20 protein-coding genes are annotated in these 22189 nt (G+C 70.9%); 7 read left to right on the forward strand and 13 right to left on the reverse strand.

The window, feature by feature from the left end:
- Positions 1 to 53 precede the first annotated feature (53 nt).
- The 3 genes from AB0E07_RS08630 to AB0E07_RS08640 all read right to left on the reverse strand — a co-directional run bounded on the left by AB0E07_RS08630 (position 54) and on the right by AB0E07_RS08640 (position 3370).
- The gene (locus AB0E07_RS08630; RefSeq protein WP_362247604.1) at positions 54 to 1391 is read right to left on the reverse strand and encodes an extracellular solute-binding protein; all 1338 of its coding nucleotides are present in this window, start codon (positions 1389 to 1391) and stop codon (positions 54 to 56) included.
- 110 nt (positions 1392 to 1501) lie between these two features.
- The gene (locus tag AB0E07_RS08635) at positions 1502 to 2440 is read right to left on the reverse strand and encodes a carbohydrate ABC transporter permease (protein ID WP_362247605.1); all 939 of its coding nucleotides are present in this window, start codon (positions 2438 to 2440) and stop codon (positions 1502 to 1504) included.
- A gap of 3 nt (positions 2441 to 2443) precedes the next feature.
- Positions 2444 to 3370, reverse strand: a complete 927-nt coding sequence (locus AB0E07_RS08640) for a sugar ABC transporter permease (RefSeq protein ID WP_362247606.1) — start codon at positions 3368 to 3370, stop codon at positions 2444 to 2446.
- A gap of 234 nt (positions 3371 to 3604) precedes the next feature.
- Here AB0E07_RS08640 and AB0E07_RS08645 point away from each other — a divergent pair, with 234 nt between their 5' ends.
- Positions 3605 to 4648, forward strand: coding sequence for a LacI family DNA-binding transcriptional regulator (locus tag AB0E07_RS08645; protein WP_362247607.1), 1044 nt, complete (start codon positions 3605 to 3607; stop codon positions 4646 to 4648).
- Positions 4649 to 4974: 326 nt separating this feature from the next.
- On the opposite strand, the gene AB0E07_RS08650 is transcribed toward AB0E07_RS08645, so the two are convergent.
- From AB0E07_RS08650 to fabG, 6 genes are all read right to left on the reverse strand, one after another.
- On the reverse strand, positions 4975 to 5568 hold the full coding sequence (locus AB0E07_RS08650) for a YdeI/OmpD-associated family protein (protein ID WP_362247754.1): 594 nt from the start codon (positions 5566 to 5568) through the stop codon (positions 4975 to 4977).
- 230 nt (positions 5569 to 5798) lie between these two features.
- Entirely contained in the window at positions 5799 to 7961 is a 2163-nt protein-coding gene (gene ligA, locus AB0E07_RS08655) for an NAD-dependent DNA ligase LigA (RefSeq protein ID WP_362247608.1), read from the reverse strand.
- Positions 7962 to 8378: 417 nt separating this feature from the next.
- Positions 8379 to 9407, reverse strand: a complete 1029-nt coding sequence (locus AB0E07_RS08660) for a Gfo/Idh/MocA family oxidoreductase (protein ID WP_362247609.1) — start codon at positions 9405 to 9407, stop codon at positions 8379 to 8381.
- Between the two features lie 10 nt (positions 9408 to 9417).
- Positions 9418 to 10728 (reverse strand): NDP-hexose 2,3-dehydratase family protein, encoded by a 1311-nt coding sequence (locus tag AB0E07_RS08665; protein WP_362247610.1) that lies wholly within the window; start codon positions 10726 to 10728, stop codon positions 9418 to 9420.
- Positions 10725 to 11669: an aromatase/cyclase gene (locus AB0E07_RS08670; RefSeq protein WP_362247611.1), complete on the reverse strand. Its 945-nt coding sequence runs from the start codon at positions 11667 to 11669 to the stop codon at positions 10725 to 10727. The genes AB0E07_RS08665 and AB0E07_RS08670 overlap by 4 nt, the downstream gene beginning before the upstream one ends.
- 172 nt (positions 11670 to 11841) lie before the next feature.
- Positions 11842 to 12627 (reverse strand): 3-oxoacyl-ACP reductase FabG, encoded by a 786-nt coding sequence (fabG, locus tag AB0E07_RS08675; protein ID WP_362247612.1) that lies wholly within the window; start codon positions 12625 to 12627, stop codon positions 11842 to 11844.
- 268 nt (positions 12628 to 12895) lie between these two features.
- On the opposite strand from fabG, the gene AB0E07_RS08680 reads away from it, so the two are divergent.
- From AB0E07_RS08680 to AB0E07_RS08695, 4 genes are all read left to right on the forward strand, one after another.
- Entirely contained in the window at positions 12896 to 13651 is a 756-nt protein-coding gene (locus AB0E07_RS08680) for an alpha/beta fold hydrolase (protein WP_362247613.1), read from the forward strand.
- Positions 13648 to 14916: a beta-ketoacyl-[acyl-carrier-protein] synthase family protein gene (locus tag AB0E07_RS08685; RefSeq protein ID WP_362247614.1), complete on the forward strand. Its 1269-nt coding sequence runs from the start codon at positions 13648 to 13650 to the stop codon at positions 14914 to 14916. The genes AB0E07_RS08680 and AB0E07_RS08685 overlap by 4 nt, the downstream gene beginning before the upstream one ends.
- Positions 14913 to 16196, forward strand: coding sequence for a ketosynthase chain-length factor (locus AB0E07_RS08690; protein WP_362247615.1), 1284 nt, complete (start codon positions 14913 to 14915; stop codon positions 16194 to 16196). The genes AB0E07_RS08685 and AB0E07_RS08690 overlap by 4 nt, the downstream gene beginning before the upstream one ends.
- Before the next feature lie 184 nt (positions 16197 to 16380).
- Positions 16381 to 16653 (forward strand): acyl carrier protein, encoded by a 273-nt coding sequence (locus AB0E07_RS08695; RefSeq protein WP_362247616.1) that lies wholly within the window; start codon positions 16381 to 16383, stop codon positions 16651 to 16653.
- 57 nt (positions 16654 to 16710) lie between these two features.
- Here AB0E07_RS08695 and AB0E07_RS08700 read toward each other — a convergent pair whose 3' ends face one another.
- A complete protein-coding gene (locus tag AB0E07_RS08700; protein ID WP_362247617.1) occupies positions 16711 to 17448 on the reverse strand; it encodes an SDR family oxidoreductase in 738 nt (245 codons plus the stop codon).
- A 150-nt stretch (positions 17449 to 17598) separates the two neighbouring features.
- Between AB0E07_RS08700 and AB0E07_RS08705 the strand changes: the two genes are divergently transcribed.
- The gene (locus tag AB0E07_RS08705) at positions 17599 to 18051 is read left to right on the forward strand and encodes a nuclear transport factor 2 family protein (protein ID WP_362247618.1); all 453 of its coding nucleotides are present in this window, start codon (positions 17599 to 17601) and stop codon (positions 18049 to 18051) included.
- A 32-nt stretch (positions 18052 to 18083) separates the two neighbouring features.
- Positions 18084 to 18812, forward strand: coding sequence for an SDR family oxidoreductase (locus AB0E07_RS08710; RefSeq protein ID WP_362247619.1), 729 nt, complete (start codon positions 18084 to 18086; stop codon positions 18810 to 18812).
- Positions 18813 to 18874: 62 nt separating this feature from the next.
- Here AB0E07_RS08710 and AB0E07_RS08715 read toward each other — a convergent pair whose 3' ends face one another.
- The 3 genes from AB0E07_RS08715 to AB0E07_RS08725 all read right to left on the reverse strand — a co-directional run bounded on the left by AB0E07_RS08715 (position 18875) and on the right by AB0E07_RS08725 (position 22123).
- Complete coding sequence (locus AB0E07_RS08715; RefSeq protein WP_362247620.1) at positions 18875 to 20026, reverse strand: nucleotide disphospho-sugar-binding domain-containing protein; 1152 nt, start codon at positions 20024 to 20026, stop codon at positions 18875 to 18877.
- Between the two features lie 88 nt (positions 20027 to 20114).
- On the reverse strand, positions 20115 to 20576 hold the full coding sequence (locus AB0E07_RS08720) for a hypothetical protein (protein WP_362247621.1): 462 nt from the start codon (positions 20574 to 20576) through the stop codon (positions 20115 to 20117).
- A 53-nt stretch (positions 20577 to 20629) separates the two neighbouring features.
- Positions 20630 to 22123 (reverse strand): MDR family MFS transporter, encoded by a 1494-nt coding sequence (locus AB0E07_RS08725; protein ID WP_362247622.1) that lies wholly within the window; start codon positions 22121 to 22123, stop codon positions 20630 to 20632.
- Positions 22124 to 22189: the final 66 nt, after the last annotated feature.

Consider the following 22189-nt stretch of genomic DNA (forward strand, 5'->3'; position numbering starts at 1 on the left):
TGGCGCGGCCGGCGGGCCGCGCCACCCGGCGTTGAGGTACCGCTGGTCGAGAGCTACTTCTCGACGGTGAAGCCCTGCTCCTCGCCGTACTTGACCGAGGCGTCCTGCCAGGCCTTCAGGCCGTCGGCGAGCGTGGTGTCCGAGACGTAGGCCTTGCCGACCGTGTCGTTGAAGATCGAGTTGGCGTACGGCTGGAAGGGCAGGTAGGACCAGTTGTCGGCGACGTTGGCGGCCGACTCGGCGAAGATCTTGTTCGCCTCCTGTCCGCCGAAGTAGTCGAACTTGGTGCTCTGGAACTCGGTGGACTCCAGTTCCGCCTTGGTCGCCGGGAAGGCGCCTTCCTTCACGCGGGTGGCGACACCGTCACCGGAGTTGGCGTACTCGACGAAGGCGTAGGCGAGTTCCTTGTTCTGGCCGAGCGCGGGCAGCGCCAGGGAGCTGCCGCCGTTCTCCGCGCTGGCCTTGTCGCCCGCGGTCCAGGCCGGCAGGGCGGCCGCGCGCCAGTCGCCCGCGGCGTCCGGGACACCGGTGACGAAGTTGGCGGGCATCCAGGCACCGGTGGCCAGGGTGGCGATGCTGCCGTCGCCCAGGCCCTTGTACCAGTCGTCGGTCCAGCCGTTGATCGGCGCGAGGAGCTTCTCGTCGATCAGCTTCTGCCAGACGGCCTCGAACTTCTTGGCGCCGGCGTCCTCGAAGTCGATCTTCACATTGGTGCCGTCGACCTGGTAGGGACGGGAACCGGCCTGCCACAGCATGCTGGTGGTGAAGCCGGCGTCACCGGCGTCGTTGGCGATGTAGACCTTCGGGTCGGCCTTGTGCAGCTTGCGCGCGGCGTCCAGGTACTCGTCCCAGGTGGTGGGGACGGCGATCTTGTACTTGTCGAAGACCTTCTTGTTGTAGAACAGCGCCATCGGGCCGGAGTCCATGGGCAGGCCGTAGACCGCGTCGCCCTCGCTCACCGCGTTCCACGGACCGGCGGTGTACTTCGAGGCGAGCTGGTCCGCGCCGTAGGGGGCGAGGTCGGCGAGGCCCTTGGTGAGGGAGTACTGACCGAGCGCGAAGTACTCGACCTGGGCGACGTCCGGCACGCCCTTGCCGGCCGAGATCGCGTTGGACAGCGCGGTGTAGTGCTTGTCACCGGACCGCTCGCTGACCAGGTTGATCTTGACCTTGGGGTACTTCTTCTGGAAGTCGGCGGCGACCGTCTTCAGGGTGGGCTCCCAGGCCCACACCGTGATGTCCCCGCCCTTCTTGAGGGCGGCCTGGATGTCGGAGGCGGAGACGTCCTTGGTGGCGGCGTCGTCGTCGGAGCCGCCGCAGGCGGTGGCGCCGAGGGCGACGGTGGCGAGGAGGGCGATGCCGCGCAGCACGCGGCTGGTCTTTCTGCGCATGACGGTGCTTCCACTTCTTCGTGGGTGGGACAGGTGAGGGTGGGGGAGTACGTCACCCGGGCCGGGGCCGGGTGCGGGTGGGGTCGTGGGGCGGCGCAGGGGCCGCAAGGTCACTCCTTGACGCTTCCGGCGGCGAGACCCGACTGCCAGTACCTCTGGAGCAGCAGGAACGCGGCGATCAGCGGCACGATGGTGAGCAGCGATCCGGTGATCACCAGGTTGAAGATCACGTCGCCGCCGATGGTCTCCGCCTGCGAGTTCCAGGCGGACAGGCCCAGGGTGAGCGGGTACCAGTCCGGGTCCTTGAGCATGATCAGCGGCAGGAAGTAGTTGTTCCAGGTGGCGACCGTGGTGAACAGCAGCACGGTGACGATGCCGGGGGCGAGCAGCGGCAGTACGACGGTGAAGAAGGTGCGCGCCTCGCCCGCTCCGTCGATCCGGGCGGCCTCCAGCAGTTCGGTGGGGATGGCCTCCGAGGCGAAGACCCACATCAGGTAGAGGCCGAACGGCGACACCAGCGAGGGGATGATCACCGCCCAGGGGGTGTCGGTCAGGCCCATCTTGCTGAACATCAGGAAGGTGGGCACCGCCAGCGCCGTACCGGGGACGGCGACGGCTCCGATGACCAGGGCGAAGATGCCGCGCTTGCCGGGGAAGTCGAACTTCGCCAGCGCGTATCCGCCGAGCACGGCCAGCAGGGTCGCGCCGCCGGCGCCGAGGACCACGTACAGCAGGGTGTTGAGGAGCCAGCGGCCGAACACCCCGTCGTCGTAGGTGAACGTGTCGCGGATGTTGTCCCACAGCGCGAAGTCGTCGGCGAACCACAGTCCGTTGGAGGCGCCGAGGCCGGCCTGGGTCTTGGTGGCGTTGATGACGAGCCAGATCAGCGGCACCACGGTGTACAGGACGATCAGCGAGGCCAGCACCGTCAGCAGGACGCTGCGACGGGGGCGGGTCGGGGAGTCGGCCCGCTTGCCGCGCAGACGGGGTGCGCGCTTGCCGACGTTCGCGGGCGTGGCCGAGGAGGCCGTCGAGGCAGGGCTGCTCATCGGTCAGGCTCCCTTGCGCATGCCGCGAAGCTGCACGATGTAGGCGATCACCATGGTGATCACGCCCATGATGATGGCCACCGTCGCGGAGTAGTTGTGCTGCTGGCCGTTGAAGGACAGCGAGTAGGTGTAGAAGTTCGGCGTGTAGTCCGTGGTGATGGCGTTGCGGGCCAGCGGGCGCAGGATGCTCGGCTCGTTGAAGAGCTGGAAGCTGCCGATGATCGAGAAGATGGTCGCGATGACGAGGGCGCCCCGGATCGCGGGGAGCTTGATCGCGGTGATGACCCGCCACTGCCCGGCTCCGTCGATCTCCGCCGCCTCGTAGAGGGAGTGCGGGATGACCCGCAGCGCCGAGTAGAAGATCAGCATGTTGTAGCCGACGAACTCCCAGGTCACGATGTTGCCGATGGAGGCCAGCACCAGGTCGGGGGAGAGCGGGTCGGGCAGGGTGACGCCGAAGGCCTCGTTGAGGTCGCCGACCAGGCCGTACTTGGTGCCGTACATGAAGCCCCACATCAGGGTGGCGACCACGGCGGGCACGGCGTACGGCAGGAAGATCGTGATGCGGAAGAAGCTCTTGCCGTAGAGCCGCCCGCTGTCCAGCGCCAGGGCCGCCAGCAGGGCGATGCCGAGCATGATCGGCACCTGGACCAGGAGGAACAGCGTGACGCGGCCCAGCGAGTCCCAGAACTGCTTGTCCTTGAGGGCCTGCGTGTAGTTGTCCAGGCCGACGAAGGTGGTGCCGCCGATGAGCTGGTCGCGGAAGAGGCTCAGGTAGATCGAGTACACGATCGGGGCGAGGAAGACGAGGGCGAACACGGCCACGAAGGGACCGATGAAACCCCACCCCGTCCAGGAGCGGCGGTCTCTGCGCGCCGGAGGGGGCGCCGGCCTGGGCTCTGCGGCCGCCGGGTGTTGCAGCGTCGTCATGTCGTTCCTCGCTCGTGCGGTTCCGGAACCGGCGGTGGCGCGGACGGAGGAATCCGGCGCGTCACCGCCATCAGATGTTTGCGTAAACATGTACCGCTCGAAGGTCGCCCCGGAGCTGTTATGTTTACGTAAACATCTGATGGCGGCATGTCTACACTGCGCTGTTAACGACGGTCAAGGGTCTTCTGGGAACGCCGTGGCGAAGACGGCTGGAGAGGTGGGGCAACCGTGGGGATGGCCGACAGAGACACGCCCGGACGACGGGGGCGGGCCCGCGCCTCCGTCTCCATGGCCGATGTGGCACAGCGCGCGGGGGTCTCCTCCCAGACCGTCTCCCGGGTCTCCAACGGTTACGCGGGGGTGAACGAGGAGACCCGCCGCCTGGTGCTCGACGCCATGAGGGAACTCGGCTACCGGCCCAACAGCGCCGCCCGCGCCCTCAAGCGCGGGGAGTTCCGCACCATCGGCGTGATCACCTTCTCGCTCTCCAGCACCGGCAACGTCCGCACCCTGGAGGCCATCGCCACCTCCGCCGCCGCCGAGGGGTACGCGGTCACCCTGCTCCCGGTCGCCGTGCCCACCCAGGACGAGGTCAGCGGCGCGTTCTCCCGCCTGGAGGAGCTGGCCGTGGACGCGGTGATCGTCATCATGGAGGTCCACCTCCTGGACGCCGCGACCATCATGCTGCCGCCCCACGTCCAGGTCCTCGTCGTCGACTCCGACGCCGGCGACCACTACACGGTCGTCGACACCGACCAGGCCGGCGGCAGCCGCACGGCCGTGGAGCACCTGCTCGGCCTCGGCCACGAGACCGTCTGGCATCTCGCCGGACCCGCGGACTCCTTCGCCGCCCAGCGCCGCGCCGACGCCTGGCGCGCCGTCCTCACCCAGGCCGGGCGCCCCACCCCCGAACTCATCCGCGGCGACTGGTCCGCCGACTCCGGCTATCTCGCCGGCCTCGAACTCGCCGAACAGCCCGACTGCACGGCCGTGTTCGCCGCCAACGACCAGATGGCCCTCGGCCTCCTGCGCGCCCTGCACCAACGCGGCCGGCGCGTCCCCGAAGACGTCAGCGTTGTGGGATTCGACGATGTCGCGGAGTCGGCGTCCTTCCAGCCGCCACTCACCACCGTCCACCAGGACTTCGCCGAGGTCGGCCGACTGTGCGTCCAGGCCGTACTGCGCAAGATGCGCCAGGGCGACGCCACATACGGCACGACCCTCGTCCCCACCCGCCTGGTCCTGCGCGAGAGCACCGCGCCGCCGCCGGGGCGGTGACGGACCGACGCCGTGACGGGTGCTGCGGCGGGCGAGCGTGCGGGGAGTGGCGAGCCGCAGCAGTGCGGTCGACCAGGTCCGCACCGGGCTCGGGGGAGCGTCCCGCCCGAGGGGCCAGGGGGAATCCGAACGACGGGGTCTCCGGGGAAGACCTCCCTGCCGTTCTGGAGGCCGCCTTCGGGCGGAACCCTGACGGCACCACCGTGAACCGCCCACAGACACCCCAGCCGGTGGACGGCCGGGGTGATCTGCAGCGAGGCATCGGCAGCTCTCGTACATCGTGCCCAGGCGGGGCAACGCACCGTCAGACGCCCGATTTTCCGTGACTACGGGTAGAGCTTCTCGCCCCTGGCGAGCATGGTCACGTACTTTTCGATCCGGCGTGCCCGGGTCTCGGGCCTCTTGGCGTCATGGATCCGGTGGAGGATCGCGAAGCGGTTCTGCCGGTCCAGTTTCTCGAAGAACTCCGTCGCGGCCGGGTCGGCTGCCAGGGCCGCGGCGAGGTCCTCGGGCACGGTAGCGGTCCTCGCACTGTCGTAGGCGGCCTCCCAGCGGCCGTCCGCCTTGGCCCGGTCGATCTCGGCCTGCCCCGGCGGACGCATCCGGCCCTGCTCGATGAGCGCGGCCACTTTGCCCCGGTTGACCTTGGACCATTTGCTGCGCCGCGTGCGCGGGGTGAACCGCTGCAACCACCAGTGGTCGTCGAACTTCGCCTTCTGGCCGTCGATCCAGCCGTAGCAGAGCGCCACGTCGAGCGCCTGGGCGTAGTCCAAGGCGACGATGCCGGGGCCCTTCTTGCGCAGCTTGAGCCAGATGCCCGGCGAGGCGGCGTGGTTCTCACCCAGCCATGCCTGAAACGCCTCGGCGGATTCGAATGTGATGATCTCCAGGTCCTCGGTCACTGGAGCAGCGAACCACACCCGGCCGATGGCCGTGAGGCGTTCGGGCACGGTCCCGGACGCGGGACGCCCGCGAGCCCGCGTGATGTCGAGAGGACGGTCATCGGACCGACAGCAGTGCCTCCTGGAGACGGGCACTTGAGGGCATACCCCCGAGCCGCCAGGAGACCCTGCCTGCGTGTGCGGGCTGATCCAGTGAGCCGTCACCGGACGATGGGCCGGCGTGGCCACCTGACCCGTGGCGGGAGAGCCTAGTCGAGGTAGTCGGCGACCATGCCGGCGAACTCGTCGGGGGTGGCCAGGCGGATGCCGAGGTCCTCGGCCTTGGCCCGCTTGGACCCCGCACCGTCTCCGGCGACCACGAGCGTGGTCTTCTTCGAGACGCTGGAGGACGAGCGGCCGCCGGCCTTCTCGATGAGCTCGTTCATCTGGTTGCGGCTGAGCTTCTCCAGGGGGCCGGTCATCGCGCCGGTGACGACCACGGTCATCCCGGCCAGCGGTCGACCCGCACCCTCGGCGTCCTCGTCGCTGTCGCTGTCGCTGTCGCTGTCGCTGTCGCTGTCGCTGTCGCTGTCGCTGTCGCTGTCGCTGTCGCTGTCGCTGGCGGTGGCGTCGGACGAGGTGGGCGGGGTGGCGCCGGGCTCCGTCATGTTCACCCCGGCGGCGGCGAGTTTGTCGATCAGCGGGGCGAGTTCGGCGAGTTCGGCGACGATCGAGGGGGCCTTCTCGGTGCCGATGCCCTCGACCTGCTGCATCGCTTCCGCGTCCGCGGCCCGGACGTGGTCCATGTCGGCGAAGTGCCGGGCGATACGGCGGGACATCGAGCGGCCCGTGCCGCGGATACCGAGCGCGCACAGCACCCGCGACAGCGGCTGGCCCTTGGCCGCGGTGAGGGCGGCGAGGAGGTTGTCGGTGCTGGTGGCGCCCATCCGCTCCAGACCCAGCAACTGCTCGCGGGTCAGGGTGAACAGGTCGGCGAGGTCGGCGACCAGGCCGGCGTCGACGAGTTGGACGACGCGGGTGTGGCCGAGGCCCTCGATGTCGAGCTGGTCGCGGCCGGCAGCGTAGGAAAGGGCGGCCACCAGGTGGCAGTTGCGGCCGTTCTCGCAGCGCCAGCGCTGCTCGCTGGTGTCGATGCCGGCCCCGCAGCGCGGGCACGTCTCGGGGAAGGCGACGGGCTGTTCGTCGCCGGTGCGCAGGTGGGCCACGGGGGCTTCGATCCGGGGGATGACGTCGCCGGCCCGGTGGACCATGACGTGGTCGCCCAGGCGCAGGTCGCGACGGGTGATGTCGGCAGGGTTGTGGAGGGTGGCGTACGTGATGGTGGCGCCGTCGATCTCGACCGGCTCCAGGACGGCACGCGGGGCGATGATCCCGGTACGGCCCACGTTCCACTCCACCTCCAGCAGCCGGGTGATCTTCTCGACGGCAGGCAGCTTGTAGGCGATCGCCCAGCGCGGAGCGCGCGAACCCGATCCCGCCGTCCGCTGGTCGGCGGCCAGGTCGGCCTTGATGACGATCCCGTCGATCCCGAACGGCAGTTCCGCCCGCAGGGCGGCGATCTCCCGCACCCGGGTCAGCACCTCCTCGACGGTGTCGGCGGTGATGCCGGGTACCGCGGTGGTGGCGGTGGTGTTCACCCCGTACGCGGCGGCCTGGGCCATCAGGTCGCTGTGCGCGAGTTCGCTCAGCCGCTCGGCGAGCGATGTCTCGGTGCCGGGCAGGGGCAGCAGGCCGTAGCCGAAGAAGGTCATCGGCACGGTGTAGGCGCGCTCCTTGGCGCGCAGGGTGCCCGCCGAGGCGCCGCGCGGGTTGGCGAACGGCTGCCCGCCGTGCGCGGTGCGCACCTCGTTGGCGTGCTCGAACTGAGCGGTCGTCATGAGGATTTCACCGCGGACCTCCAAGGTCACCGGCTCGGCGAGCTGGTCCGGCAGGCCCTCGATGGTGCCGATCGCGTGCGAGACGTCCTCCCCCGCCGTCCCGTCCCCACGAGTGATCAGCTGTCTCAGGCGGCCGTCGGCGTAACGGGCGGCGACCGCGAGACCGTCCAGCTTCGGCTCGACGCTGAACCGTACGACGTCATGGCCGACGCGCCGGGCGAGCGACGCGGTCCAGGCGGTGAACTCCTCCGGCGAGAACACGTTGTCCAGACTCAACATCGCCACCGTGTGCGGGACATCGCCCACCACGGCCCCGCCAGCGACCTTCCCCGACGGAGAGCCGGGCAGCACCTGATCGGGATGTGCGTCCTCCCACGCGGCGATGCCGCGCACCAGCCGGTCGTAGGCGTCATCGTCCAAGGCCGACGTCCCACCCGCATAGTAGGCGGCGGACGCCTTCACGGCGTCCTCGACCGCCTGCGCGTAGGCGGCCGCATCCATGATCGCAACTGCGTGTGTCGTCATGTGGGCCATCCTGCCTGCCACCACTGACATCGCCCGATACGGCGGAACGACGGCTTTGCGGGGCCGCCGGACTTGGCGCAGCCCAGGGACGGGCGGGAGGCAGCGGCCTGGAGTGCGGTTCCACCGTCGGTGAGGCCGTCGACGGCGATGGTCAGGTAGTGACAGCGGAGATGCACAGGGGGCGTTCTGGACTACTTCGATCGCGCCGATCAGGGTCGGACCTGTTCATGCTCCGCAAATGACTTCCCTGCACGGATCGTGTGCGCCGGCGAGTCCTATGCGTCGGTACTGCACGGGTACTGGGCGCTCTCGGTTTCCGAAGCTTCCGACAGAAGCAGAATCCGGGACGCGGCCTCCGGCAGAGAGGCGCACGACCTGGGCGGCCGGGCAAAGCACCGGTAGGCGCCGGAGTGCACCGACGGTTGGTCAGCGGTTCTTGGCCACCGGAGTCGCTGTTCGGCGGATCGCCTCGATGATCCTGGCCTGCGCGACGCTCGTCGCGCTGCCGTCCGTGGCGTCCGTGCGGACTCGGTCGGCGAATCTGGTGAGGGTGTTCACGCACTGGTTGTCCGCCGGGCGGGTGCGCAGCTCCTGGTGGTTCTGGTGGTCGATACGGATCACGGGCCGGTGGTCCGGGGGAGTGCTGTACGCGTGCTCGACGGTGATCTGCCCGGTGCTGCCGAGGAGTTGGTAGCGCGAGGTGTAGAAGTGCTCCATGCCGAAGGTGATCTGGGCGGTGATCCCGTCGGCGTTCCGCAGTAGTGCGGCGCCCGCTATGTCGACGTCATGGTCGGGGTGGAGCCGCAGGTCGGCGCCGAGCACCGTGAGGTCGTCGCCGAGGAAGTACTGGGCGGCCCGCACCGGGTAGCCGGCACCGTCCAGCAGGGCCCCGCCGCCGAGGCCGGGGTCGAGCCGGTGGTCGGCGTCCGGGCGCGGGGGGATGGTGAACGCCGCCTGGAACGAGCGCAGTTCGCCGATCGTGCCGTCGGTCACGAGATCCCGTACGTACCGGTGCTGGGTGTGGTGGACGAACATGTAGTTCTCCATCAGCACCAGCCCGGCCGACCCGGCGAGCGCCGCGAGGGCGGCCGTCAGTGCCGGGTCGGTGGTCAGCGGCTTCTCCGCGAGCACATGCTTGCCCGCTTCGAGCGCCGCCCGCACCCAGGGCGCGCGCAGGGCGGGCGGCAGGGGGATGTACACCGCCTCGACCTCGGGATCGGCCAGCAGTTCCGCGTATCCGGTGACCGCACGCGCGCCGAAACGCGCGGCCGTCTCCTTGGCCTTTTCGGGGCTGCGGCTCGCGAGGGTGGTCAGGCGGAGCCCGCAGCCGGGTGCCCCGGCCAGTGCGGGCAGGATCTTGCGGACCGCGATGTCCGCGCAGCCCATAACCCCCAGACCCACCGGGTCGGGGCCGTGATCCAGCCCGGGGCCTGTGTCGGCGTTGGTGGCGGGCATCCGGGATCCCCTAGTCCGTGAGGCAGGCGAGCAGCGAGCGTGCGACCACGTTCACGTGATTGCCGTAGCGGACGAACTCGGTCAGCTGGCGGCGGGTCATCCAGATGTAGTCCTCCGGTACCCGGTCCGGGAAGTCCTCCGGGACCTCGACGAGGAGATAGCGGTTCTCCGCGTGGTGGAACCGGCCGCCCTCCTCGGAGAGCACGGTGTCGAAGTGGACGCGCTCCGGCGGCGCGGACAGCACCTGGTCGAGGAAGGGCGGGCGCTGCGGTTCCGGCAGGTGCGCGTAGTTGCCGGGGACGCAGTTCACGGTCGGCGACATCTCGACCACGTCCGAGGTGCCCGCCTCGCTCTGGGCGTGCACGAGCAGTTGCCAGTCCTCCTCCGGACCCGAGCGGCGGCCCAGGAACGCGACCACGCCCTGGTCCACGGGCGCGAGCAGTGGCTGCGACCAGCGGGCCACCTCGCGACTGCTGGCCTCCACGTCGACCCCGAGCACCGTGAAGAAGGCCCCTCGTTCGTGCTCGATGCGGTCCGGGCCCCGGCTCCACCCCTTGACCTGGTTCAGGGGAATGCGCCGGCGCTCCAGTACGTGGTTGCTGCGCGCCTCGGTGAACCAGCTGAGGATCTCAGCCGTCGAGTGCGGTGCGGGGCCGCCCCGGTCCGGCTCGTCGTACAGGAACGGCAGCCCGGACAGGACGGTCCTGGAGTCCATGTTGACGACGTTGTCGATCCGCAGCAGGTCCTTGAGGAGGGAGAGGTTCACCCAGCGGAAGTTGTCCCGCTCGGGGACCTCGGTGTCCTCCGGGACCTCCACGATCACGTTCCGGTTGCGTTTGGCGAGGAACCAGGAGCCCTGCTCCGACTGGAGGGCGTCGAAGACCCGCCGACCCTGCCGGCGGTCCACGAAGTACTCCAGGTACGGGACCGCGCTGCCTCGGTGCACGCGCGTGTAGTTGGAGCGGGTCGCCTGGACCGTGGGCGACAGCTGGAGCGTGTTGACGTTGCCCGGCTCCATCTTCGCCTGCATCAGGCAGTACGGTGTGCCGCCGAACCGCTTGACCAGGATGCCCAGGATGCCGATCTCGTCCTGGATGATGATCGGCTGTGTCCAGGTGCCGACGTTCTCGCCCAGGGACGCCTCGATCCCCTCCACCGTGAAGAAGCCCCCGCTGTGGTGCGCGAGGTTCCCGGTGGAGGAGTCGAACCGCCAGCCGTTGAGCTGGTCGAGGGGGACCGGTGTCACCCGGTAGTGGTTCACCGCGCGTCGTTCGGCGAACCACTGCTCGAAGGCGGCCGTGTCCTCAAGCGGCCTCGTCACTGCCGCGCCCTGGACTCCGCGTACACCTGGGCGTGGCCCAGGGTGGCGCGGCTGTTGGTGCCGAGGGCGTTGCGCAGGAAGGTCCGGGCCTCGGGGACACCGGCGCTCTCGCCGAGGATCGCGTGGATGTTCTCGGTGTTGACGATCACCGTGTGCTGGGAGGTGGCGGTGGTGACGCCCCGGTCGTCCTCCTCCAGCCGCCAGCACCCGGTGTGCAGGGCCATCAGGGCGGGCAGCGTGGTCTGCTTGTAGACGATGCGGTGATGCGGGAAGCACACGCGGACCGACTCGGTGGTGTGGGACGAACCGTCCTTGGTCAGGGTGTCCATCCGCAGGACCTGGAGGCCCGGGGTCTCCTCGCGCAGATCCACCGAGGCGACGTGGGGGAGGCGCTCCTGCCACTGGTCGGCCTCGTTGATGAAGTCGTAGACGTCCTTGGCCGAGCCGTTGATCTCGACGGTGTCCTCGAAGGACAGCATGAGGTCCGGGGTGCCGGTGGCCAGCTCCACGCTCGTTTTGAGCGCCGCCAGCTCCGACCGGCTGTTGCGGTCCACGGCCTTGTCGATCCACTCCAGGCCCTCGGGGTCGTCGTCGACGGCCCGGTAGTCGTGCAGCAGCCGCACCCTGGTGCGGTTCGGCGCGAGCGCCTCGGCGATCCAGGTGCCGCCCATCGCGGCCACGGGCGGCGCCGACACCTCCTGGCGGAAGGTGATGCGCAGCGCCTCGGGGTCCAGGACCCGGCGTGAGGTCCAGTTCTTCGCGGTGCCGTTGGCCGTGGCCCAGATCTGGATCCGCTCCTCGTCGCCCGCGTGCTCCACGCGTTCGACGTGCACGGAGGGCGGGAAGATCAGCGGCCAGTTCTCCACATCGGCGATCAGCCGGTACACCTCGGCGGCCGGGGCATCGATGGTGATCTCGTGCTCGACCTCGCGTTCGGTCATATCGGTGCTACCTCGTTTCGACGTTCGACGGGGTCAGGAGCTGCCGGTCCTCGACGGACGGGCCGAGGGGTGCCGGTCAGCGTGGGGTCGGTCGCGGGCCGCCGGTCGGCGCGGGCGGGCCGGGAGGGTCGGAAGTCGCCCGGTCAGAGTCGCCCGGTCAGAAGGTGCCCGGTCAGAAGTTGCCCAGCCCGCCGCAGACATTGAGCGCCTGCGCGGTCATGGAGGCGGCGGCGTCGGTGACCAGGTAGCCGACGAGCCCCGCGACCTCCTCCGGAGTGGAGTACCGGCCGAGCGGAATCTTGGCCTGGAACTTCTGGAGGATCTGCTCCTCCGTGGTGTCGTAGGCGGACGCGTAGCCCGAGCGCACCCGCTGGGCCATGGGCGTCTCCACATAGCCGGGGCAGACCGCGTTGACGGTGATCCCGGTGGGCGCCAGTTCGTTGCCGAGCGCCTTGGTGAAGCCGACGACACCGTGCTTGGAGGCCGAGTAGGGGGCGCCGAGCACCACGCCCTGCTTCCCGGCGGTCGAGGCGATGTTCACGATGCGGCCCCAGCTCTTGTGCCGCATCCCGCCCGTGGTCAGGACCGCACGCGTCATCAGGAACACACTGTTGAGATTGGTGTTGATGACGTCGAGCCACAGCTCGTCGGTGAGGTCTGCGGTGACCCCGCCGCCGCTGCGGCCGGCGTTGTTGACCAGGACGTCGACCGGGCCGTAGCGGTCGACGGCGGCGCTCACGAAACGCTCCACGTCCGTGGTGGACCGCACGTCGCACGGCACGCCGTCCACGTCGAGGCCCTCGTCGCGCAGCTCCTTGACGGTACGCAGCACGCTGTCCTCGGTGCGCGCGCAGATGAAGACCCGGTAGCCCCGTTCTGCCAGCAGACGGGTGGTGGCGAGGCCGATCCCGCTGGTGGCGCCGGTCACCACGGCGGTCCGTGACTCCTGCTCCGACATACATCCTCCTGACGGTGCTCCGGAAGGTCCGAACGACGCCGCGATGCTCACAGCCCCATCTGGAACCGTGCTTGAAGGACCCTCAGGGACCGGCCGAGGCACGGGCACCCGCTGCGCGGCTGCGGCCGGGCACCACTGCCGCTCCATTTGTCATCGAGTTGGTCTTCCCAGACTGACCGCCACCTCGACGACTCAAGGGGCGGCGATGACCCGAACTTCCCGGAGCACGACAGGCACGGTGACACCTCCTCGCCCGGCGGCGGCAGACATGAAGCTGTACTGCTTCCCGCACGCCGGCGCGGGCACCTCCGCGTTCGGCGCCTGGCCCGAACTGCTGGGCGACTCGGTGCGGCCGGTGCCCGTCCTGCTCCCGGGACGCGGCGTCCGGCGCCGGGAACACCGGGTCACCGACGTGCGGGCGCTCCTCGCCGACCTGGACCGGTACGACCTGCCGGCCGCCGGGGAGCCGTACGTCCTGTACGGGCACAGTCTGGGCGGGCTGATCGCCTACACGCTGGCCCGGTCCCTGGAGAAGGCGGGCCGTCCCGGGCCCGCGCTCGTCGTGGTCGGGGCCTGTCCGCCGCCCGACGCCCACTCCGCGCTCGCCGACGCCTGCGAGCTGCCCGACGACCGGCTGCTCGACGTGCTGCGGACGTTCGGCGCGGTGGACGCGGACACCCCGCGCGGCGGCATCTGGGAGCGCACCGCTCTCGGTGTCATCCGCGACGACCTGCGACTCGCCCGTGAGCTGCGCGGGGCCGCCGACGGGCCCCTGACCGCGCCGCTGCTGACCGTCGCGGGCACCGAGGACCCGATCGCCGGTCCCGAGGTGATGGCCGGGTGGCGGGCGTGGGCGGCCGGTTTCCACGCCGGGCGGACCGTCACCGGGGACCACCAGTTCGTACGGGGCCGGGCCCTGCCCGCACTGCTGGGCAGGGCGTGCCGGGTCGTGCGGCGTCTCCACGACCCGCTCGGCCGGACGTTTCTCTTACCCGCGCAACCACTCATGAAGGGCAGCCGATGAACCGTCGTGTCGCCATCACCGGTATCGGTGTGGTCGCTCCGGGAGGGGTGGGAACAAAGGAGTTCTGGTCGCTGATCACCTCCGGGCGGACCGCCACCCGGTCCATCTCCTTCTTCGACGCCTCCCAGTTCAGGTCCCGGATCGCCGCCGAGGCCGACTTCGACCCGCTGGAGCACGGCTTCGGCCCCGAGGAGGCCGAACGCCTCGACCGCGCCGCCCAGTTCGCCCTGGTCGGCGCCCGGGAGGCGGTGCGCGACAGCGGCCTCGAAGGGGACCTGGACCCGGTGCGTACGGGCGTGACCCTCGGCAGCGCGGTCGGCTGCACGATGGGACTGGACGCCGAGTACAACGTCGTCAGCCAGGGCGGCAGCGCCTGGCAGGTGGACCACACCCTCGCGGTACCGCACCTCTTCGACTACTTCGTGCCGTCCTCCATGGCCGCTGAGGTCGCGTGGCGCACCGGCGCCCAGGGACCGGTGTCGGTGGTGTCCACGGGCTGCACCTCCGGACTCGACTCCATCGGGCACGCCGTCGAACTGATCCGGGAGGGCAGCGCGGACGTGATGATCGCGGGTGCCACCGAGGCACCCATCTCCCCGATCACCATGGCGTGCTTCGACGCCATCAAAGCCACCTCGCCGCGCAACGACGAACCGGAGACCGCCTCCAGGCCGTTCGACGGCTCCCGCAACGGCTTCGTGCTCGGCGAGGGCTCCGCCGTACTGGTGCTGGAGGACCTGGACCGGGCCCGGCGGCGCGGCGCGCACATCTACGCGGAGATCGCCGGGTTCGCCACCCGCTGCAACGCCTACCACATGACCGGTCTCACCTCGGACGGCCGGGAAATGGCCGAGGCGATCCGGGTCGCTCTCGACGAGGCGCGCCTGGACGCCACCGCCGTCGACTACGTCAACGCCCACGGTTCGGGCACCAAGCAGAACGACCGGCACGAGACGGCCGCCTTCAAGCGCAGCCTGGGCAGCCACGCCTACGACGTACCGGTCAGCTCCATCAAGTCGATGATCGGGCACTCGCTCGGTGCGATCGGCTCCCTGGAGGTCGCGGCCAGCGCTCTCGCCATCGAGCACAACGTCATCCCGCCCACCGCGAACCTGCACACCCCCGACCCGGCCTGCGACCTCGACTACACGCCCCTGACGGCCCGTGAGCAGCGCACCGACGCCGTGCTCAGCGTGGGCAGCGGCTTCGGCGGCTTCCAGAGCGCGATGGTCCTCATCCGTCCCGAGAAGGGAGACGCACGATGACAGCCCGCGCCGGACAGGTGGCCGACCCGCGGTCCCGCCCGCAGCCGGACCCCGGCGACAGCACCCCCTCGGTCCCTGTCGTCACCGGGATCGGCGTGGCCGCGCCCAACGGCTTCGGGCGGGAGGAGTGGTGGAGCGCGACCCTGCGCGGCGAGAGCGGCATCCGGGAGATCAGCCGCTTCGACGCCGGCCAGTACCCGGTCCGCCTCGCCGGGGAGGTCAGGGGTTTTGAACCCTCCGACCACATCCCCGGGCGGCTGATGCCGCAGACCGACCAGGTGACCCGGCTGGCGCTCGCCGTGGCGGACGAGGCCCTCGCCCACGCCGGCGTCGACCCCGCCGCCCTGCCCGACTACGCCGCCGGCGTGGTCACCGCCAGCTCGGCGGGCGGATTCGAGTTCGGGCAGCGGGAGTTGCAGGCGCTGTGGAGCCAGGGCGGGCGGTACGTCAGCGCGTACCAGTCGTTCGCCTGGTTCTACGCGGTCAACACCGGCCAGATCTCCATCCGGCACGGGTTGCGCGGCCCCAGCGGTGTGCTGGTCACCGAGCAGGCGGGCGGGCTCGACGCGGTGGCCCAGGCCCGTCGGCAACTGCGCAAGGGGATCAGTCTCGTGGTCACCGGCGGCGTCGAGTCCGCGCTGTGCCCCTGGGGTTGGGCCGCCCAGCTCGCCGACGGACGGATGAGCACCGTCGCCGACCCGGCCCGCGCCTACCTCCCGTTCTCCGCCGACGCCTCGGGACATGTCGCCGGTGAGGGCGGCGCCCTGCTGGTCGTGGAGGACGCGGCGACGGCCCGTGAACGGGGTGCCGAGGTGTACGGGAGGATCGCCGGGTACGCGGCCACCTTCGACCCGGCGCCGGGATCGGGCGGCCCTTCGCGGCTGCGTGACGCCGCCGAACTCGCCCTGCGGGACGCGCGGGTGACCGCCGCCGAGGTGGACGTGGTGTTCGCCGACGCCGCCGGTGTCGAGGCCGCGGACCGCGCTGAGGCCCAGGCGCTCGCCGAGCTGTTCGGCCCGTACGGCGTCCCGGTCACCGCGCCGAAGACCATGACCGGACGGCTCTCCTCGGGTGCGGCCTCGCTCGACCTTGCGGCGGCCCTGCTCTCGATGCGCGACCAGGTGATCCCGCCGACCGTCAACGTCGACGGACCCGGCCCCGGGCTTCCCATCGACCTGGTGACCGAGCGGCCCCGTCCGGCCGCCGTGCGCACCGCACTGGTGCTGGCCCGCGGCCGGGGCGGGTTCAACGCGGCGATGGTGGTGCGCGACAAGGGCTGACCGGAGCCGCGTCCGGGGCTGACGGAACCTCACCCGGGCCTGACGGAGCCGCGACCGGGGCTGACAGAGCCCCACCGAACTCCCGCACAGCCATACAGCCGCACCGCCGCACAGCCGCACCTGCACCGAATCCGGTTCGACTGCGCGAACGCGGATGCCAACCCTCCCAGGAGAAGGAGACATCATGCCGACGGAACTCACCCTCGACGATCTGACCGGTCTGCTGCGCGAGTGTGCGGGAGAGGACGAGACGGTCAACCTGGACGGAGACGTACTGGACAAGCCGTTCGTCGAACTCGGTTACGACTCGCTCGCGGTGCTCCAGACCACCGGCCGGATCGAGCGGGAGCACGGTCTCTCGATCGACGAGGACGCGGTCGCCGACGCCGAGACGCCCCGCGCCTACCTCGCCGTCGTCAACGCGGCGTTCTCGGCCGCCAGGGCGGCAAGCGCCTGATCCGCACACCGGCCGGCGCCGAAGCGTCGGCCGGTGTGCGTTTCCCGCGCGGGCCGGCTACCAGTTGAGCCCGCCGTTCACCTCCAGCACGTGCCCGTTCACATAGGAGCTCTCCGCCCCCGCGAGGAACACCGCGGCGGCGGTCACCTCGTCCGGGGTGCCGAGCCGCCCCGTCGCCAGCTTCGGCCCGTACACCGCCCACACCTTCTCGTTGTCCCGGATCGAGCGGGTCATCCCCTCGTCGATCAGACCCGGGCACAGCGCGTTGACGGTGATGCCGCGTGGCGCGAGCTCGACCGCGGTCACCCTGGTGAACATCTCCACCGCCGCCTTGCTCGCCGCGTAGGCGGACGCGCCCGGGGCGACCCGGCTGGCCAGCGCCGAGGACAGGTTGACGATCCGCCCGCCGAACTCGCTGCGCTCCAGGTACGGCACCGCGGAGCGGGTGCAGTGGAAGACCCCGCCGAGGTTCGTGGCCATGGTGTCCGAGAAGTCCCCCGGATCGAGCTGCGCGGCCGGTCCCGGCCGGCTGACCCCGGCATTGGCGACCACGATGTCCAGGTGGCCGAAGTACTCGGCGGCGGTGCGCATCAGGTCGTCCACCGACTCGGCGTCCCGTACATCCGTCTCGTGGACGATCACGTCGCCGCCGCCCTCCACGAGGTCCGCGCCGGCGCTCTTGTCCCGGCCGGCGGCGACGACCTTGCAGCCCTCGCGCACGAACGCCTCGACGATCCGCCGGCCGAGTCCCTTGGTGCCGCCCGTGACGACCGCGACCCTTCCGTCGAGCCTCATCAGATGTCTCCCTCCGGAGGTGGCTTGTCCTGGAGGGAAGCGTCGTGGCACCCGCTGTGCGATGAATCGAGTCCACCTCAAGAGACCGCTGTCAGTCTCTGCCCGGACGCGGAGGCATCCGCGCGCCGACGAGACGAGGGGACGAGTCCGATGACCGAAGCCGCGGCCGTGCCGGACCAGGCCCCGGAGGGCGGCCTGTACCAGCGGATCCAGCAGTTCTACGCACGACAGATGCGGCTGCTGGACCACGGCGCCGTCCAGGAGTGGGCGGACACGTTCACCGAGGACGGCGTCTTCGACCAGAACGTCGCCGCACCGCTGAAGGGCCGCGTGGACATCGCCGCGGCCTCCCAGAAGCGGGTGGACCAGATCGTCGCCGACGGCATCACCCGGCGCCACTGGCTGGGCATGCTCGAAGTGGACCCGCAGGACGACGAGGGCGTCGTACGCACCCGCTACTACGCCGTCTCCCTGGCCACCGAGCGCGGCGCGGTCGTACCGCCGCGCATCACGGCCAGCACGTACGCCGAGGACACGCTGGTCCCCTCCGAGGGCGGCTGGCTCGTCCGGTACCGGCGGGTCACCCACGACGGCACGGTCTGAACCCACTTCCCATACCCCTGAAGGAGGCGCACATGGCAACGCAGCGGGTCGCCCTGGTGACCGGTTCGACATCGGGCATAGGCGCGGCGACCGCCCGGACCCTGGCCGCCGCGGGCTACCGGGTCGCGGTCAACTCCCGCAACTCGCCCAAGGAGGGCAAGGAACTCGCCGACTCGCTGGCCGGTGCCGTCTATGTGCAGGGCGACATCGCGGTCGAGGAGCAGGCGGCCGTGATCGTCGCCACCGTGGTCGAGCGGCTCGGCCGGCTCGACCTGCTGGTCAACAACGCGGGCGCCACCCGCCTCATCCCGCACGCCGACCTCGCCGCGGCCTCGCCCGCGGTGTGGCGCGAGATCCTGGACGTCAACGTCGTGGGCACCTGGCAGATGAGCGTGGCGGCCATGCCCCACCTCAAGGCCGACGGCGGCGGAGCCATCGTCAACATCTCGTCGATCGCCGGCGTCAAACCGACGGGAAGCTCGATCCCGTACGCCGTCAGCAAGGCGGCCATCAACCATCTGACGCGGCTGCTCGCCAACGTGGCCGGGCCGGACGTGCGGGTCAACGCGGTGGCCCCCGGACTCATCGACACCCCCTGGACCGCGGACTTCACCGGCCCGCGCGAGGCCGTCACCGCGGGCGCCCCGCTGCGCCGGATCGGCACACCCGAGGATGTCGCCGAGGCCGTGCTCTCGCTGGCCGGCGCGGCCTACTCCACGGGTGTGGTGCTGCTGGTGGACGGCGGCATCCACAACCTCTGAGCGGACAAGAGCCGGCATCGGATCCCCGATGCCGGCTCTGTCGCGCCCGTGACCCGCACCGGTCACGCTGCGGCGAACGCCTCCAGTTCACCGACCATGGCGGCGGGAGAGGGCTGCTCGCCGACCTCGGCGGCCACCCGCCGGGCCGCGGCCCGCAGGCTCTCGTCCGTCAGCACGCGGGCCAGGGTGTCCGTGGTGACCTCGTGCGGGTCGACGGCCAGCCCCAGGCCCGCCCGGTCGATGACATCCGCGTTCATGAAGTTGTCCGCCCCGTGCGGCAGCAGCAGTTGGGGCATGCCGAAGGTGAGCGCGGTCAGCGTGGAACCCGAACCGCCGTGGTGCACGGTGGCGTCGCACCGCTCCAGCAGCGCGTTCAGCGGCAGCCAGCGCACCACCCGCACGTTCTCCGGCACCAGCGGCAGGTCCTGCTCGCTCATGCCCGTGACGACGAAGTCGGCGTCGGTCTCGGCGGCGGCCCGCAGCAGCTTCTCCAGCCCGCCGGTGCCCAGCATCCTCGGCACGATGGTGCCCAGGGAGACCGCGATCCTGGCTCGCGTGCGGGGGGCCGTGAGCCAGCCGGGCAGTTCACCGCCGGCGTTGTAGGGCACGTACCGCATGTTCCAGCCGCCGCCCTCGCCGCGCATCAGGCTCGGCGGGGCGACATGCAGCACCGCCGAGGCCGGCAGCTCCACCGGCACGCCGTGACGTTCGAAGGAGGGCGCCAGGTACGGCAGGAAGCCCTGCGCGAAGCCGCCCTCGCGCAGCATCCCGAACCCGTGCTCCACCGCCGGCACCCCCAGCCGCCGCGCGGCGAGCAGCCCCGCGCCCTGGAGCCGGCCGTGCACGACCAGATCGGGCCGCCACTCCTCGGCGACGGCCAGCGTGCCGTCCGCCATGAGGTCGCACACGGTCGCGAAGCGCTCCAGCACCGCCGGTGTGGTGGCGCCCCCCGCCTTGACGATCGCCTGCCCGCGCGCCTTCATCTGCTGCGCCAGCCGGTTCGGGGCGAGTTGGGGTCCGCCGCCGAAGACCTGGTCGAAGTCGGTGCCGGGGGAGACGTCGACGACGGGCAGGCCCGCCTTCACGGCCGCGTCCACCGCCGTGTCCGACGAGGCGACGAGCACCTCGTGGCCCGCGGAACGCAGCGCCCACGCGAGCGGGATGACCGGGAAGAGATGACCCAGGGCGGGGGGAGAGGCGAACAGCACGCGCATGGTGGGGACTCCGTTCGTCGATCGGAACGACCGGTGCCCCGAGGAGGGCCGGAGCGCGACTCTCGGGGCACGGTGTCGGGGTCGGGGGTTACGAGGTCCGGGTGGCGACGACGTCCACGGTGAAGGTGCTCACCACGTTGCCCTGGAGGTCGAGGACCTTGGACACCCCGTGCGAGGTCCAGTGGTCGTTGTCGCTCAGCACCGCGTCCTGGTGCCCCACGACCGAGCCGTCGACGGTGCCGGTGGAGTCCTTGTGGGGGTGCGCGATGTCGTACGAGAACGTGGTCCGGCCCGTGCAGTACCAGGTGTCGGTGGCGTTGCCCATCGTCCCGTCGGCGAGGAACACGAAGCTGGTCGTGCCGGAGCTGGGTATCGAGGTGATCACCTGGGCGGACCAGGTGCCCACCGCCGAGTAGCGCTTGGCCGCAGTGGTGTCCGCCTCGGCGGCGCCGGCGGCCATGAGCAGCGACGGAACGGCCAGCACGGTGACGGCCAGCGAGCGCAGGACGCGGCGGCGGGTTCGGGGAGAGGTGACGGTTGCTGCGGACATGGCGGCTGCTCCTTGTGGTGAAGGCTCGAAAATGAGCCGTGCGAGGCGCAGCTTTACGGCCTCCGCTCGAAATCCGCTGACGCGGCACTTGAACCCTCGTCGCTCTCCGGCGCGTCCGGTTCCGCGTCCTGGCGGGGGCGGCCCGGCAGGAACATCGCCGGGATCAGGCCCAGCGCGCACAGCCCGGCGGTCCACCAGAACGTCGTGTTGAACGCGTCGGCGAGCACCGCCGGGGACGGCTCGGCGCCGCCCTCCGCCCGCCCGCCCAGCTGTCCCTGGAGGAGTACGGCGAGGGCGGCCGTGCCCAGAGAACCGCCGATGCGCTGGACGATGACGAGCGCGGAGGCGGCCCGGGGCACGGCGTCCTTGGTGAGCGAGCGGTACGCGGTGGCGGTCAGCGGGGTGGCGACGGCGCCCAGACCGAGGCCGCGCAGCACGAGCGAGCCGGTCAGCAGGGCGTCACTGGTGCCCGGATCCGCCGAGGTGAAGGCGAGGGTGCCCAGGATGGTCAGCGCGATGCCCGACAGCACGATGTAGCGGGGGCCCAGACGGTCCACCAGGGTGCCCGCGAGGGCGAGCGCGATCACCGTGCCGGCGCCCTGCGGGGCGAGCAGGAGCCCCGCCTGGAGCGCGTCGTGGCCCTGCACCTGCTGGTAGTACAGCGGCAGCAGGAACATGGCGCCGAAGAGGGTGGCGCCGAGCAGGAACAGCAGCCCGGAGGAGAGGGCGAACGCCCGGTTGCCGAACAGCCGCAGATCGACGACCGCGGGCCGGTCCCTTCGGCCCAGCGCCCGGGCGACGAACACCGCGAGCAGCACCAGTCCGCCACCGACGCAGGCCAGCACCTTGGTGGAGCCGAAGCCGTCCGGGGACTCCTCGACCACGGACAGCCCGTACAGCAGCACGGTCAGGCCGGGGGAGAGCAGCAGCAGGCCCAACACGTCGAGGCGGGGGGTTTCGCCGGGCGCGGGGCTGTCCTTCTCCAGGGCCAGCCAGGCGAAGAGGAGGGCGACGGCCCCGAGGGGCAGATTGATGTAGTAGATCCACCGCCAGCCCAGGTCGTGAATGAGCAGGCCGCCCACGCTCGGCCCGACGATCGGCGCGAGCTGGGTGGGCACGCTGACCATCGTCATCACCCGCCCGATGCGCTGCGGTCCGGCGGCCCGCACCAGCAGGATCTGGGCGAGCGGCGGAATGAGTCCGCCGCCCAGGCCCTGGAGCAGCCGGAAGGCGATCAGGCTCTCCACCGACCAGGCCGCGCCGCACAGCACCGAGGCCCCGACGAACAGCGAGAGCGCGAACAGCCACATCCGCCGCGCGCCGAAGCGCTCCGCGGCCCAGCCCGTCACCGGTACGACCATGGCGAGGGCGAGCAGATACCCCGCGGCGACCCACTGGAGCGAGGAGAGCGGCGCGGAGAACTCACGGCCGACGCTGTCCAGGGACACCGACACGATGGTCGCGTCCATCGCCGAAAGAAACGCGCCACACACAATGATCGCGCCGAGTTTCACCAGCCCCGCGTCCAGCTTGTCATTTTCAGCCATGGTTCTCTCCCGCTGGGTGAGACGCATCCTTGAGCCCCTCAACTGCCAAGCATCGTAGGGTGGTTG

Source organism: Streptomyces sp. NPDC048002 (genome assembly GCF_040653275.1).
Classification (GTDB): Bacteria; Actinomycetota; Actinomycetes; order Streptomycetales; family Streptomycetaceae; genus Streptomyces.

Bases quoted from the DNA above. Each gene is read 5' to 3' on its own strand.
- AB0E07_RS08630 (WP_362247604.1), bottom strand. From the start codon at position 1,391: ATGCGCAGAAAGACCAGCCGCGTGCTGCGCGGCATCGCCCTCCTCGCC.
- AB0E07_RS08635 (WP_362247605.1), bottom strand. From the start codon at position 2,440: ATGAGCAGCCCTGCCTCGACGGCCTCCTCGGCCACGCCCGCGAACGTC.
- AB0E07_RS08640 (WP_362247606.1), bottom strand. From the start codon at position 3,370: ATGACGACGCTGCAACACCCGGCGGCCGCAGAGCCCAGGCCGGCGCCC.
- AB0E07_RS08645 (WP_362247607.1), top strand. From the start codon at position 3,605: ATGGCCGACAGAGACACGCCCGGACGACGGGGGCGGGCCCGCGCCTCC.
- ligA (WP_362247608.1), bottom strand. From the start codon at position 7,961: ATGGCCCACATGACGACACACGCAGTTGCGATCATGGATGCGGCCGCC.
- AB0E07_RS08660 (WP_362247609.1), bottom strand. From the start codon at position 9,407: ATGCCCGCCACCAACGCCGACACAGGCCCCGGGCTGGATCACGGCCCC.
- AB0E07_RS08670 (WP_362247611.1), bottom strand. From the start codon at position 11,669: ATGACCGAACGCGAGGTCGAGCACGAGATCACCATCGATGCCCCGGCC.
- fabG (WP_362247612.1), bottom strand. From the start codon at position 12,627: ATGTCGGAGCAGGAGTCACGGACCGCCGTGGTGACCGGCGCCACCAGC.
- AB0E07_RS08680 (WP_362247613.1), top strand. From the start codon at position 12,896: ATGAAGCTGTACTGCTTCCCGCACGCCGGCGCGGGCACCTCCGCGTTC.
- AB0E07_RS08685 (WP_362247614.1), top strand. From the start codon at position 13,648: ATGAACCGTCGTGTCGCCATCACCGGTATCGGTGTGGTCGCTCCGGGA.
- AB0E07_RS08690 (WP_362247615.1), top strand. From the start codon at position 14,913: ATGACAGCCCGCGCCGGACAGGTGGCCGACCCGCGGTCCCGCCCGCAG.
- AB0E07_RS08695 (WP_362247616.1), top strand. From the start codon at position 16,381: ATGCCGACGGAACTCACCCTCGACGATCTGACCGGTCTGCTGCGCGAG.
- AB0E07_RS08700 (WP_362247617.1), bottom strand. From the start codon at position 17,448: ATGAGGCTCGACGGAAGGGTCGCGGTCGTCACGGGCGGCACCAAGGGA.
- AB0E07_RS08705 (WP_362247618.1), top strand. From the start codon at position 17,599: ATGACCGAAGCCGCGGCCGTGCCGGACCAGGCCCCGGAGGGCGGCCTG.
- AB0E07_RS08710 (WP_362247619.1), top strand. From the start codon at position 18,084: ATGGCAACGCAGCGGGTCGCCCTGGTGACCGGTTCGACATCGGGCATA.
- AB0E07_RS08715 (WP_362247620.1), bottom strand. From the start codon at position 20,026: ATGCGCGTGCTGTTCGCCTCTCCCCCCGCCCTGGGTCATCTCTTCCCG.
- AB0E07_RS08720 (WP_362247621.1), bottom strand. From the start codon at position 20,576: ATGTCCGCAGCAACCGTCACCTCTCCCCGAACCCGCCGCCGCGTCCTG.
- AB0E07_RS08725 (WP_362247622.1), bottom strand. From the start codon at position 22,123: ATGGCTGAAAATGACAAGCTGGACGCGGGGCTGGTGAAACTCGGCGCG.